The sequence below is a fragment of the Siccirubricoccus deserti genome, assembly GCF_014283215.1.
GTDB lineage: Bacteria > Pseudomonadota > Alphaproteobacteria > Acetobacterales > Acetobacteraceae > Siccirubricoccus > Siccirubricoccus deserti.
The window spans coordinates 210,180-223,138 of record NZ_JACOMF010000004.1; the positions used below are offsets into that span (position 1 = coordinate 210,180).

The following is a 12,959-nucleotide window of genomic DNA, read 5'->3' on the forward strand; positions in this document are numbered from 1 at the left end:
CCGGCCCGTAGCCGCGATGATGACGAGGCTGCGGTGGCGCCGCACTTATCGGTTGCCGATGCACCGCAACCAGTCGCAGGCCTCGGCCATTGCCGGCGCGGCACCATCCACCTTGCCGACCCAGAACAGGAAGCCGTGGTTCATCCCGGCCCAACGAGTGACCTGCACCGGCACGCCGGCCGCGCGCAACCGATCCGCGTAAAGCTCCGCCTCATCGCGCAGCGGGTCGTATTCCGCGCTCTGGATCAGCGCCGGCGGCAGGCGGGAGAGGTCGGGCGCGCGCAATGGCGCGGCGTGCGGATGCACGGCATCCCCGGGCCGCGCCAGGTAGTGGTCCCAGAACCATTCCATCGTCGCGCGGGTCAGGCCGTAGCCCTCGGCGTTCTCGGCGTAGCTCGGCGTGCCGGGGGTGTGGAAATCAGTGACGGGGTAGAGCAGCAGCTGGCCGATCAGCTTCGGCCCGCCCTCGTCGCGGATCCGCAGCGCGGTGACCGCAGCGAGGTTACCGCCGGCGCTGTCGCCGCCGACCAGCACCCGGGCCGGATCGGCGCCGAGTTCGGCCGCATGCTCGGCGCACCAGCGCGTCGCTACCAGGCAATCCTCGGTCGGACCGGGGAATTTCGTCTCCGGCGCAAGCCGGTAGTCCACCGAGGCGACGACGCAGCCGCCGCCGGCGCAGAGATTGCGGCAGATGCCGTCATGCGTGTCGAGGCTGCACAGCACGAAGCCGCTGCCGTGGAAGAAGACCAGCAGCGGATGCGGCCCCTCGCCCTCCGGCGTGTAGAGCCGGATGCGCAGCGCGCCGCCCGGTCTGTCGATGGCGAATTCGCGCGTGGCGAGCTGCGGCCCGGGCGCCATCAGGGCGATGCGCGCCTCGTACTGCGCCCGCGCCTCCGGCACCGGCAGGGTCTGCGTCGCCGGGACGCCGGCCCCCTTGTCGAGCAGCGCCTGGATCTGCGGATCGACCGGCATCAGCGGAACGCCTGCATGATGCGGCCCCAATCTTCGATCGCCTGTTCCTGGCCGGGGATGATCTGCACGGTGAACCCGGTGTAGCCGGCGTCGCGCAGGTCGCCGATGCGGCGCTTCAGCTCGGCCTCGGTCGCGGTGAAGCTGGTGATGCGGATCATCTCACCGGTGACGAAGGGCTTCTCCTCCGGCTTCAGGAACATCAGATGGCCGCGGTGGTTCTGCAGATACGGCGCATCCTTCGGCTCGAAGCTGCGGGCCAGGGCGACATAGCCCTCGACCTCCCGCCGCACGCTCTCGGGCAAGGGAGAGATGTTGGGCAGGCCGGACAGCGCCTCATCGGCCGCGCGATGCAGCAGCACCGCGGCGCGGGGGCCGGCCTGGGCGATGGCGCGCGGACTGTCATAGGGCTCGCCCTCCTCCAGCACGCAGCCGAGGACGAAGGCGGTGGCCTCCAGCGCCTTGGTCTGGCCGGCCTGGCCCCAGGCCTGCTGCATCTCGCCGAGCATCGCCACCGCAGCCGGGACATCCGAGAAGAAATTGATCCAGCCGGCGCCGAGCCTCGCGGTCAGCGCCCGCGCCCGCGGCCCGGCGGCGGCCAGGTGCAGCCGCATCGGCGTCCGCGTGTCGATCAGCCCAAGCTCCGGGTTCAGCAGCCGGATTTTTCTCCGGGCGCCCTCGATGTCCGTCTCGACGGTTTCCTCCCGCAGAAGAGCCATCATGACGCGGATGTATTCCTCGAAATCCTTCAGCTTCATCGCGCCGAGGCCCATGGCGCGCCGCCCGGTGAAGCCGGTGCCGATGCCGATATCCACCCGCCCCGGCGCCAGCTTGTTCAGCGAAGCGAAGGCATTGGCGGTGACCGCAGCAAGGCGGTTGGAGGGGATCAGCACCCCGGTGCCGAGCCGGATGCGGCTGGTCTTCACCGCCGCGGCACCCATGGCGACGAAGCAATCGGCCGAGAGCATCTGGGTGTCGTAGAACCAGGCACTACGAAAGCCGAGTTCCTCGGCGCGGGCGGCGAGCTTCCAACTGGCGGCGTCCGTCGCCATGGCGATGCCGAATTCCATTGTCCTTCCTCCCGATGCTGGACGCAGCCAAGCGCGTTGCGCGGGGCGGAGCAAGCCGGCGCCGTGAATGAGGGTGAGGATGGGCTACCGGTGGCGCTGGCGATGGCGCGGCCCGTGGCAACCGGTATGGTGCAGCGGTGCTGTCCTTCCTCTCGCTCTGCGCCCCGATCTTCGCCATCATCGGCCTGGGCTGGGCGGCCGCGCGCTTCCGGATGGTGCAGCCGGCGATGGTGGATGCGGTCGGCACCTTCTCCTTCCACTTCGCCCTTCCGGCCTTGCTGCTGCGGCTGATGGGCTCCCAACCCCTGGGTCACAGCTTCGAGCCGGTCTTCTTCGCCGGCTACCTGGCGGTCTGCCTGAGCATCTTCTTCGCCACCATGCTGCTGGCACTGCCCTGGCGCCGGCGTGGCCCGGCGGCGGCGCTGGGGGCGGCGGCGGCGATGGGCAATGTCGGCTACCTCGGCCCACCGCTGCTGCTGCCGCTGCTGGGCGAGCGCGGCGCCGGGCCGATCGCCATGGCCATCATGTCCGAGGTGGCGGTGGTGCTGGCGCTGGGCTCGCTGCTGATGGCGCCGGCGATGCCGGGGGCGGGGCTGCGGGCGATGGGACGGGCGCTGCGGGCGCTGCTGGTCAACCCGGTGCTGCTGGCGATCGCCGGCGGGGCGCTGCTGGGGGCGGCGGCCATCCCATTGCCGGGGCCGGTGGACCGCTTCCTCGGCTTCCTCGGGGGCGCGGCGGGGCCGACGGCGCTGTTCGCCCTGGGCGGCACGCTGGGACGGTTGGCGGTCAGCCGGAAGCTGCTGGCGGTGGCAGGCGGGCTGTCGCTGGCAAAGCTGGCGCTCTACCCGCTGCTGGTCTGGCTGCTGCTGGGGGTGATGCTGCAACGCGACGGGTTCTGGGTGCAGGCGGGGGTAATGCTGGCGGCGATGCCCACGGCGAGCAACGCCTTCATCATGGCCCAGCGCAACATGGCGGCGGCGGAGGAGGTCTCCGCCACCGTGCTGCTCTCGACGCTGCTGGCGGCAGCCTGCTTCCCACTGACCGCCTGGCTGGTGACGGGGCCGTTGGCGGTGCCCTGAAGGGCTGGTGCGTCGGCGCCATCCAGGCGTTCGGGCGATACACACGCCGCCATGAAGGCCCGGAACTTTCAGCCTCCGGGACGCTTGCTTGGGCGTGATCGGACCCCGCGCTTGGCGGCGCCTCCGCCGGCCGGAACGGGCCCCTCAGGACATACCCTACGCTGCTCCGTTGCCTCGGCCGTGCCTTTGGGCCATCCCTGTCCGTCCCGGACGAGGCTTCGTTCGGCACCGTCATCCGGAGGAATTTGTGCGCTTGTCGAATGTCATACGATCTGGCCGCCGCGCTGTTCTCGCGGCCGCCCTCGGCACCCCCGCACTCGTCCATGCCCAGGGCTCCGGCTTTCCGACCAGGCCGGTCAGCCTGATCGTCCCCTTCCCGCCCGGCGGCACCACCGACATCTCGATGCGCGCCCTGGCCGAGGCCGCATCCCGCCATCTGCCGCACCCGGTCATCATCGAGAACAAGCCTGGCGCCGCCAATACCCTCGGCGCCGCACAGGTGGCGCGGGCGCGGCCGGACGGCTACCTGCTGACGCAATTCCCGGCCTCCGCCATCCGCGTGCAGATGCAGCAGCGGCTCAGCTACGACCCGCTGCGCGACTTCACGCCGATCCTCTGCGTCACCGGCTACCCCTTCGTCGTCGCCGCGAAGGCCGGCCGCTTCCCCAATGGCTGGGCGGGCTTCGTCGAGGAGGCGCGCCGCAATCCCGGCAAACTCTCCTATGGCAGCACCGGGGCGAATGGCACGCCGCATGTCCACCTGGCCGACCTGCTGCAGCGGGAGAAGCTTGAGCTCACGCATATTCCCTTCCGCGGCGACGCGGACGGCTCGCAGGCCATGCTGGGGGGGCACATCGAGCTGATGGCCGGCTCCACCAGCATCGGCGGGCTGGTGGATGGCGGTCAGGCCGAGTTCCTCAATGTCTGGACCGCACAACGCCTGCGCCGCTGGCCCAATGCGCCAACGCTGCACGACCTGGGCTACAACAAGACGGTGACGACGCCCTTCGGCATCGTGGGGCCGGCACGGCTCGACCCCGCCGTCACCCGGACCCTGCACGACGCTTTCGCCGCAGCCATGAGGGATCCCCAGTTCATGACGGTGCTCGACCGCTACGACATGGTGTCGGAATACCGCGACAGCGCCGCCTATGCCGCCTTCCTGAAGGAGATGGTGCAGGAGGAGGCCGACCTCATCCGGCGGCTGAATCTCACCGCCGCCTGACGCGGCGGTCCGGCGCGCCCCTAGCGGATCGGGGGCGCGTACATCAGCCCGCCACGAGTCCAGAGGTCGTTCATCCCGCGCCGCAGCTTGATCTGGCTGCCCTGGCCCAGGTTGCGCTCAAAGATCTCGCCGTAATTCCCGGCCGCCTTGATGGCGTTGTAGGCCCAGTTCCGGTCGAGCCCCATCAGCGGCCCATGGTCGCCGGACAGGCCGAGCAGCCGGCGGATCTCCGGATTCTGGCTTTTGAGGAAGCTGTCGACATTGGCCTGGGTGATGCCGAGTTCCTCGGCGGTCAGCAGCGCGAAGAAGGTCCAGCGGATGATATCGAACCACTGGTCGTCGCCGTGCCGGACCACCGGGGAATGCGGTTCCTTGCTGATGATCTCCGGCAGGATCACGTGCTCCTCCGGATTTGGGTAGGAGGCACGCAGCCCGGCGAGCTGGCTCGCATCGGTCGTATAGGCGTCGCAGCGGCCGGCCAGGTAGCTGCGGCGGGCTTCGTCATTCTGCTCGAAAACCACCGGACTGTACCGGATGTTGTTGGTCCGCGCCCAATCCGCCAGATTGAGCTCATTGGTGGATCCGGCGACGACGCAGATCGAGGCGCCGGCCAGATCGGTTGCCTTGGTCACGCCGAGCGATTTGCGCAGCATGAAGCCCTGCCCGTCGAAGAAGCTGACGGCGGTGAAGTTCAGCCCGTTGGCGGTGTCGCGCCCCTGGGTCCAGGTGACGGTGCGGATCAGCAGGTCGATCTGGCCGGATTGCAATGCCGGCAGCCGCGCCGTGGTGGTCAGCGGCACCCAGCGGATCTTCGTCGCATCGCCGAGGACGGCGCCGGCGATGGCGCGGCAGAGGTCGTTGTCGAGGCCGCGGTACTCGCCGCGGCTGTCCGGCAGGGAGAAGCCGGCAGCGCCGGTGGAGGTGCCGCAGACCAGCAGGTCGCGCGCCTTCACCGCCGCCAGGGTCGGCCCGGCAGGTTGCGTCTGGGCGCCAGCCGGCAGGGCCAGGACTGCCGCGAAGACGGCGGTGAGGAAAGGAATACGCATCAGATCATGGCTCCAGACTTTCCCGCATGATGTACGGGTGACGACGACGCCGCCAGAACAAATGCCGCCAGGCGTGGAGGCTGTTCGGCGGTGATTGCCCGGACGCAAGCATCGGACCGCGGCGCCGGGCTTGCGCCGGAAAGATGCGATTCGTCGCGGCCACATGACGGGCTGGGCGTTACCCTGTGACCATGCTCCGCCGCACGCTGCTGCTCGCCGCCCTGCTGCCGGTGCCCGTCCGTGCCCAGCGCCTCGTGGTGCCCGAGGGCGAGCATCTGCGCATCGTCGCGCGGCAATGGGGCTGGACCGTGCTGCGCGACGTCACCGCACCGGCCGATGCGGCGGAGACCGCGCTGGTGCTGATCCGGCCGCAACGCCCGGTGCCGCCGGAAGCCCGCGCCGGCCACCTTGCCGCGACGCTGCGCAACCTACGCCCCTTCCGCTTCGGCCCGCTGCCGGCCGAGACGGAGGTGCGGATCGGCGGCCTGCCGGCCACGGTGATCGAGACCACCGCGACCGGCGCCCGCAGCGGCCAGATATTGCGCCTGCGGGCGGAAAGCCGCTTCGCGCCGGAGCGAAGCTGGCTGCTGGTCGCCGCCGCGCCCCCTGCCGCCTGGGATGCGCTGGGACCGGAGATGCTTGCGATTTTGCAAGATTTTCATTCTGGCTGAGTTGAAAAGCCCTTGGCCAGCGCCCAGGCGCCGTGGCATTGTCACCGGCCGGGCAGCTGCCCGAATGGGGAATGACGTCCATGCCAATGCGGGCCTTGCGGGCAACCACCGCCGTTGCCAGTGGTCACATCACGAAGAACCTCTGGCGCTCGACCGCGATCTGCGCCGTGCTTGCCGTGATCGCGGCGCTGCTGATGAGTGTGCGGGCGCTTGGCCTGGTCGCTCTCTGGGCCGATGCCTTCGCCTTCTTCGTTTGCACCGCCGGCATCCTGGTCATGCTGCAGAGCCAGGTCGGCTACGTCTCGCCCCACGCCCCGCCGCCCGAAGAGGTCTGATCCCGCCTGGTACGGCGTGACCTGATCCGGACGTTGGCCGGATCAGGTCAGCAGGGCTCGGCCACGAAGCGGCGAGTGGGCGTGACGATCTCCTCCTGCGCCGCGACCAGCAGCAGCTCCTTCGATCCCGCCGCCGCGGTGCGGCGCAGCACGCCATGGATCGAGGAGGCCGCGGCGGAAAGCGCCGCCGGCGCCTCGCGGCGCAGCCGGTGGAACAGGAACAGCGCGGCGATGGCGTCGCCCGCGCCGTTGAAGCCCTGCGGCAGCAGCGGCGTCCGCAGCCGCCAAAAGCCGCCGCCCTCCCCGGTCAGCAATTCCACCGCATCGGCGGGTGTATCCGCCAGCCGCAGGCTGGTTGTCAGCACGCAGCGCGGGCCGCGCGCCTGCAGGGCGGCGATCGCCGCCTTCGCCTCGGCCAGCGTCGTCACCGCCGTGCCGGCCAGGTATTCCAACTCGAATTGATTGGGGGTGGCGATGTCCGCCAGCGGCAGCGCCATGTCGCGCAGCAGCGCCGGAATGCCCTCCCCCACATAGATCCGGCCGGCGTCGCCGATCACCGGGTCGCAGCAATAGAGCGCGCGCGGATTGGCCGATTTCACCTGCCGCACCGCATCCACCACCGCGCCGCCGATGCCCGCCTCACCGATATAGCCGGAGAGCACGGCATCGCATTGCGGCAGCACGCCACGCTCGGCGATGCCCTGGACACAGTCGCGGACCAGCCCGCCGGAGAACACCTGGCCGCGGAAGCCGCCATGACCGGGGTGGTTGGAGAATTGCACGGTATTCACCGCCCAGACCTCGGCGCCGAGCCGCTGCAGCGGGAACACGGCGCTGGCATTGCCGACATGGCCATAGGCGACCCAGGACTGGATCGAGAGGATGTTCACGGCCGACAAGGCTAGAGCAAACCCCGCCCGGATGGAATCATCCGGCCGGCGTAATCTACCGTGAGAGCAAGCGGCTGGGGCAGGTTCCGCGTGCCGCTCCGGCTGAAGGCCCTGCTCAGAGGGGCGTAAGCCTGCCCCTTCACACCTCTGCCCGGCATCGGCATGCTGTAACCAACCGGGGATACGCCGGGAATAGGGAGACGAACTGCATGACCCACGCGCTCACCCGCCGGCAGGCGATCCTCGGCGCCGCCACCTCCGGCAGCCTGCTCTTCGCTGGCGGCAATGCCGGGGCGCAGCAGAAGCCGGCCGAGCTCAAGGTCGGCATCTGCACATTCCTCTCCGGCTCCGCCTCGGTCTTCGGCGTGCCGGCAAAGCAGGCCGCGGAGATGCTGTTCGAGGAGATCAACAAGGCGGGGGGCATCGGCGGGGTGCCGGTCAGGCCCTATTTCGTCGATGAGGCACCGGGCACGGACCATCTGGTCGGCGAATATCGCCGCCTGGTGCAGAACGAGGGCGTGCACATCATCTTCGCCGCCATCTCCTCCGGCTCCTGCCTCGCCTGCACCCCGCTGTCCGATGAGATGAAGAAGACGACGCTGCTGTGGGATTGCGGCACCCAGCGAATCTTCGAGGAAGGCAACCACCCCTATGCCTTCCGCACCCAGGGCTACGGCGCGCCGGAAGTGCTCGCCCCGCTGCTGTATCTGCTGAAGCACAAGCCGGATTTCCGCTCCCTGGCCGTCATCAACCAGGATTACGCCTGGGGGCGCGACAGCTGGGAGATGTGGAAGGCCGGGATGGATGCGCTGAAGCCCGGCGTGCGGGTGGTGGCGGAGTTGTTCCCCCGCCTCGGCGCCACCGACTACAGCACCGAGGTCACGCGCCTGCTGGCCTCGCGCCCGGATGTGATCCTATCCACCAGCTGGGGCGGCGACCTCGTCACCTTCGTCCGCCAGGCGTCGGAGCGGCGGCTGTTCGAGCGCTCGACCTTCGTGCTGCCGGTGGCGGAGGCGTCGCTGCAGATGCTCGGCCGCACCATGGCCGCCGGCCACGTCATCGGCGCCCGCGGCGACCACTGGAACAACCACCCGCGGCCGAAGGACCCGGCGCGGCTGGCGAAATTCGTCGCCGACTACCGGGCGCGGTTCAACGAATACCCGATCTATCCCTGCCACCACATGGCGCAGGCGATCTCGGCCATGCAGGCCGGCTTCGCCAAGGCCATCGCGGCCAAGGGCGGCGGCTGGCCGAATGACGAGGAACTCGCCAACGCTTTCCGTGGCCTGACTTTCGACACGCCCACCTCCTCCATCACCCTGCGGGAGGACGGCCAGGGGCTGGAGGACCAGATCGTCGGCCTCAGCACCTTCACCGACCGCTTCCCCTTCGCCGTACCGAAGGACATGGTGATCTTCCCGGCGGCGATGGTGAGCACTCCGGTCGGGCAGAAGAGCGTCGAGTGGATGAAGACGCTGAAACCGGACATCCTGGCGCAGATGCCGGCGGCGATCGCCGGCTGAAGCCCGCATGACCGCCTGGTTCACCGACAACGGGCTGCTGCTCGGCCTCGCCCTGCTGGACGGCCTTGCCTATGCGGCACTGGTCTTCATGGTGGCGGTGGGGCTGAACCTGGTGTTCGGCGTGCTGCGCATCGTCAACGTGGCGCATGGCAGCCTGTTCGCCATCGGCGCCTACACCGCCGCCTCCATCGGCCTGTTCCTCGCCGCGCACGGCCTGCCGCCAGTCGCCAGCTACGGTGCCCTGCTGCTGGCCGCGGTGCTGGTCGGCGCCGTACTCGGGCCGCCGATCGAGCGGCTGGTGCTGCGCCGGGTCTATGGGCATGAGGATGCGTTGCAGCTGCTGGTCACCTTCGCCCTGTTCATGATCCTCGAGGATGTGCAGAAGCTGGTCTGGGGCGTGCAGCCGGTCGCCAATGACGCGCCGATGAAATACCTCGGCACGGTCGACGTGCCCTTCGGCGAGGACGTGATCCCCTTCACCGCCTACCAGCTCTTCGTGCTGCCCGGGCTGGCGGTGCTGACCCTGGCGGGCCTCGCCTGGTTCCTGCGGCGGACCCTGACGGGGCGCGTCATCGTCGCCGTCACCACCGACAAGGAGGCGGCGATGGCGATGGGCATCGACGCCACAAGGGTCACGCTGCTGACCTTCACCTTCGGCGCCGCACTGGCCGCCTTCGGCGGGGCGCTCGCCTCGCCCACCACCTCGCTCGTGCCGGGGGTGGGGGCGCAGACCATCGTGCTGTCCTTCGCGGTGGTGGCGACGGCCGGGCTCGGGCAGATCGAGGGTGCGGCGGTCAGCGCTCTGCTGATCGGCCTCGGCCGCAGCGTCGCCGTCTACTTCGCCCCGGAGTTCGAGGTGGTGGTGCCCTACATCATCATGGTGGCGGTGCTGCTGGTGCGGCCGCAGGGGCTGTTCGGCGTGCCGGAGACGCGACGGGTATGAACCGCCCTCTCGAAGCCGGGCTGGCGGTGCTCGGCGCCGCCGCGCTGGTGCTGGTCGCCTGGGCCGCGCCCTGGCTGAAATTCGTCCTGACCCTGGCGCTGGCCAAGGGCATCGCCGTGCTCGGCATCCTGCTGCTGCTGCGCGCCGGCCAGGTCAGCTTCGGCCATGCCATGTTCCTGGCGACCGGCGCCTATACCGTCGCCTTCCTGGCGCCGGAGATGCCGGAGGCGTTGCTGCTGCTGCCGCTCGGCGCGCTGTTCGGCACGGCCCTCGGGCTGGTCGTCGGGCTGTTCGTGGCGCGCTACCGCGACATCTTCTTCGGCATGCTGAACCTCGCCCTCTCGATGGTGCTCTATTCGCTGCTGGAAAAGCTCTACGCCCTGACCAAGGGCACCGACGGCATTCGCGTCGCCGGCCTGACCTTCGCCGGCGCGCAGCCGGCGCGGGAGATCCAAGAATGGATTATGTTCGCCCTCGCCCTCGGCCTCGCCCTCGGCTTCGGGCTGCTGGTCAGGGCTTATCTCGGCTCGCCGATGGGACAGGCGCTGGCGGGGATCAAGACGCGGGAGACACGGCTGGAGTTCATGGGCGTCCCGGCGCGGCGGGTGCTGCTGTTCGCCTATGTGCTCTCGGCCTGCATGGGCGGCACCGCCGGGGCGCTGGTGGCGATGACCAGCCGCCATGTGACGCCGCAGCTGGCCTATTGGACCTCCTCCGGCGAGCTGGTGTTCATCGCCATCCTCGGTGGCGCGGGCAGCGCCCTCGGCCCCTTCCTCGGCGCCGTCGCCTTCGAGCTGGTGCGGGTCTATGCGGCGGCGCAGGTGGCGGATGCCTGGCAGATGATTTTGGGAGGAGTGCTGCTGGCGGTGATCCTGTTCGCGCCGGGGGGGGTCTGGGGCATCCTGGCCGCCCGCTTCAAGGCCCGCGCATGAGCGCGACCGCCCCCCTCCGGCCGCTGCTCTCGGCCCGGAGCCTCCGCCTCGCCTTCGGCGGCGTGAAGGCGGCCGATGGCATCGACCTTGACGTGATGCCCGGCGAGTTCCTGGCGATCATCGGCCCGAATGGCGCCGGCAAGACCACCTTCATCAACATGACCACCGGCTACCTCAGGCCGCAGGGCGGCAGCATCGACTACGAAGGCCGCTCGCTGCTCGGCCTCCGCCCGCGCGCCATCGTCCGGCGCGGGATCGGCCGCAGCTTCCAGCTCCCGCAGCTCTTCACCGAACATACGGTGCTGGAGAACGCCGCCCTCGCCATCGCCGCCCGCGCCGGGCTGTGGTCGCCGCTGACGCCGCTGCTGCGGCCCGGCTGGCGGGCTGAGGCCGAGGCGCTGCTGGACCGCTTCGGCCTCGGCGCCGTGGCCGGGGCCCGGGCCGATGCGCTGAACGAGGGCGCCCGCAAGCTGGCCGACATCGCCATGGCCGTCGCGCTGAACCCCCGGCTGCTGCTGATGGACGAGCCCACCAGCGGCGTCGCCGCGTCCGAGAAGATGGGCGTGGTCGAGACATTGGTGCGGGTGCTGCGCCAGGCCGGTGTCACCGCGGTCTTCGTCGAGCATGACATGGACGTGGTCGCCCGCTTCGCCGATCGTGTCGCGGTCTGGAGCCAGGGCCGCATCGTCGCCCTCGGCCCGCCGCAGCAGGTGCTGGCGGATCCGGTGGTGCGGCGCGAGGTGATTGGCATCGAAGCCCATGCTTGAATTGCACGACCTCTCGGTCGACATCGCCGGCGTGCCGGTGCTGCGCCGGGTGCACCTCAACGTCCCGCCTGGCGGGCGGGTAGCGCTGATCGGCCGCAACGGCGCCGGCAAGACGACCACGCTGCGCGCCCTGATGGGCCTGTTGCCGGTGCGGGAGGGCCGCATCACCATCGACGGGCGGGACGCCACCGCGCTGCCGGCGCATCATCGCCCACGGCTCGGCATCGGCTACGCGCCGGAGGAACGCCGGCTGTTCGGCAGCTTCTCGGTGCGGGAGAACATGCTGCTGCCGGCCCAGGTGCTGAAGCTGCCGGCGGCCGAAATCGCCCGCCGGCTGGACGCCGTCTTCACCCTGCTGCCGGAACTGCAGGACCTCGCTCCCCGCCGCGCCGCCGGGCTGTCGGGTGGCCAGGGCAAGATGGTGGCGCTCGGCCGGGCGCTGATGGTCGGCACCAGGGCGGTGCTACTGGACGAGCCTTTCCAGGGCCTCGCCCCTGCCCTCGCCCAGCGCTATGCGGAGGCGCTGGCCCGACTGCACCAGGCCCTGCCCGAGGTCGCCATCCTGATCACCGAGAGCAACCCGGAACTGCTCCGCTCCCTGGTCGAGCGAAGCTTCGCGATCGAACGCGGGGAAATCCTGCCTGCGTAACGGGATGCCGGTATAGGTGGGCATCGACACGCCGAATGGGCGGCATTCCGATGCGCAGGGTGCTGCTGGCGACGCTGGCGATCTGCCTCCCAGGCCGCGAGACCGGCCAGGTCGCGCCGCCGCTGCCGGACCTGGCGGCGATGGCTGCGCATGAGGGGAGATCACGGCCCGCCCTGGGTCCCAGGGGAACTCCCCTGGGTGGCGCCGCCGGTCGGTTATGCACTGCCCGGACCCGGCCACTACTATGCCCCTTGGCCCCGGTACTGGGAGCCTTGGCCGGCATCGGCCTTGGGGTCCGGTGCGGCACTGGTGAAGTGGCATCGCGGGCGCCGCTGACGCGCTGGCGCACCCTGCCCCGGGCGGGCGCGGTTGCGCCCTCTGACCCCTTCCCTTATACGGCCCCCTTCCTGCGGCCGGTCGGTATCGGCGGCACTTGAACGCACGAGCACGCCATGAAGTCCGACATCCATCCCGAGTACCACGAGATCAACGTCGTGATGACCGACGGCACCACGTACAAGACGCGGTCCTGCTACGGCAAGGCGGGCGATACAATCCGCCTCGATATCGATCCGAAGTCGCATCCGGCCTGGACCGGCGTGCAGCGGGTGATGGACACCGGCGGCCAGGTGGCCAAGTTCAACAAGAAATTCGCCGGCATCGGCGCCCGCAAGAAGTAGCCTGGCGACCGCTTCGCCGTCGCCCTATCGGTGTTTTTCGGCAGCGCCGCCCCTCTTGAACCGGGGGGCGGCGTTTGCCAATTTCGCCCTGTCAGGAATGCCCGCTCGGGGTTCCTGGCGCGGTTCCCGCCGCCATCCGGTGCCCGCATGGGGCCGACTGGCGAGGAGCCGCCGGATCAA

General features: G+C 70.1%; 14 protein-coding genes. 10 read left to right on the forward strand and 4 right to left on the reverse strand.

Going from position 1 to position 12,959, the window contains the following annotated elements:
* Positions 1 to 45: 45 nt before the first annotated feature.
* Positions 46 to 972, reverse strand: a complete 927-nt coding sequence (locus H7965_RS05710; RefSeq protein WP_186769578.1) for an alpha/beta hydrolase — start codon at positions 970 to 972, stop codon at positions 46 to 48.
* The gene (locus tag H7965_RS05715) at positions 972 to 2,039 is read right to left on the reverse strand and encodes an LLM class flavin-dependent oxidoreductase (protein ID WP_186769579.1); all 1,068 of its coding nucleotides are present in this window, start codon (positions 2,037 to 2,039) and stop codon (positions 972 to 974) included. The genes H7965_RS05710 and H7965_RS05715 overlap by 1 nt, the downstream gene beginning before the upstream one ends.
* A 137-nt stretch (positions 2,040 to 2,176) precedes the next feature.
* Between H7965_RS05715 and H7965_RS05720 the strand changes: the two genes are divergently transcribed.
* A complete protein-coding gene (locus tag H7965_RS05720; RefSeq protein ID WP_186769580.1) occupies positions 2,177 to 3,118 on the forward strand; it encodes an AEC family transporter in 942 nt (313 codons plus the stop codon).
* Between the two features lie 253 nt (positions 3,119 to 3,371).
* The gene (locus tag H7965_RS05725; RefSeq protein WP_186769581.1) at positions 3,372 to 4,343 is read left to right on the forward strand and encodes a Bug family tripartite tricarboxylate transporter substrate binding protein; all 972 of its coding nucleotides are present in this window, start codon (positions 3,372 to 3,374) and stop codon (positions 4,341 to 4,343) included.
* Positions 4,344 to 4,363: 20 nt separating this feature from the next.
* On the opposite strand, the gene H7965_RS05730 is transcribed toward H7965_RS05725, so the two are convergent.
* Complete coding sequence (locus H7965_RS05730; protein WP_186769582.1) at positions 4,364 to 5,389, reverse strand: amino acid ABC transporter substrate-binding protein; 1,026 nt, start codon at positions 5,387 to 5,389, stop codon at positions 4,364 to 4,366.
* Positions 5,390 to 5,580: 191 nt separating this feature from the next.
* On the opposite strand from H7965_RS05730, the gene H7965_RS05735 reads away from it, so the two are divergent.
* Both H7965_RS05735 and H7965_RS05740 read left to right on the forward strand, forming a co-directional pair.
* Entirely contained in the window at positions 5,581 to 6,060 is a 480-nt protein-coding gene (locus tag H7965_RS05735) for a hypothetical protein (RefSeq protein WP_186769583.1), read from the forward strand.
* A gap of 80 nt (positions 6,061 to 6,140) precedes the next feature.
* A complete protein-coding gene (locus tag H7965_RS05740; RefSeq protein WP_186769584.1) occupies positions 6,141 to 6,395 on the forward strand; it encodes a hypothetical protein in 255 nt (84 codons plus the stop codon).
* 47 nt (positions 6,396 to 6,442) lie between these two features.
* On the opposite strand, the gene pdxY is transcribed toward H7965_RS05740, so the two are convergent.
* Positions 6,443 to 7,285, reverse strand: coding sequence for a pyridoxal kinase PdxY (gene pdxY / locus H7965_RS05745; protein WP_186769650.1), 843 nt, complete (start codon positions 7,283 to 7,285; stop codon positions 6,443 to 6,445).
* A gap of 209 nt (positions 7,286 to 7,494) precedes the next feature.
* Here pdxY and H7965_RS05750 point away from each other — a divergent pair, with 209 nt between their 5' ends.
* From H7965_RS05750 to rpmE, 6 genes are all read left to right on the forward strand, one after another.
* The gene (locus H7965_RS05750) at positions 7,495 to 8,808 is read left to right on the forward strand and encodes an ABC transporter substrate-binding protein (RefSeq protein ID WP_186769585.1); all 1,314 of its coding nucleotides are present in this window, start codon (positions 7,495 to 7,497) and stop codon (positions 8,806 to 8,808) included.
* A gap of 7 nt (positions 8,809 to 8,815) precedes the next feature.
* The gene (locus tag H7965_RS05755; RefSeq protein ID WP_186769586.1) at positions 8,816 to 9,751 is read left to right on the forward strand and encodes a branched-chain amino acid ABC transporter permease; all 936 of its coding nucleotides are present in this window, start codon (positions 8,816 to 8,818) and stop codon (positions 9,749 to 9,751) included.
* Positions 9,748 to 10,683 (forward strand): branched-chain amino acid ABC transporter permease, encoded by a 936-nt coding sequence (locus H7965_RS05760; protein ID WP_186769587.1) that lies wholly within the window; start codon positions 9,748 to 9,750, stop codon positions 10,681 to 10,683. Before H7965_RS05755 ends, H7965_RS05760 begins: the two co-directional genes overlap by 4 nt.
* Positions 10,680 to 11,450: an ABC transporter ATP-binding protein gene (locus tag H7965_RS05765; RefSeq protein WP_186769588.1), complete on the forward strand. Its 771-nt coding sequence runs from the start codon at positions 10,680 to 10,682 to the stop codon at positions 11,448 to 11,450. Before H7965_RS05760 ends, H7965_RS05765 begins: the two co-directional genes overlap by 4 nt.
* Positions 11,443 to 12,099, forward strand: coding sequence for an ABC transporter ATP-binding protein (locus H7965_RS05770; protein WP_186769589.1), 657 nt, complete (start codon positions 11,443 to 11,445; stop codon positions 12,097 to 12,099). The genes H7965_RS05765 and H7965_RS05770 overlap by 8 nt, the downstream gene beginning before the upstream one ends.
* Positions 12,100 to 12,551: 452 nt before the next feature.
* Positions 12,552 to 12,779 carry a 50S ribosomal protein L31 gene (gene rpmE / locus H7965_RS05775; RefSeq protein WP_186769590.1) on the forward strand — a complete coding sequence of 76 codons (228 nt, stop codon included), beginning with the start codon at positions 12,552 to 12,554 and terminating at the stop codon, positions 12,777 to 12,779.
* Positions 12,780 to 12,959: the final 180 nt, after the last annotated feature.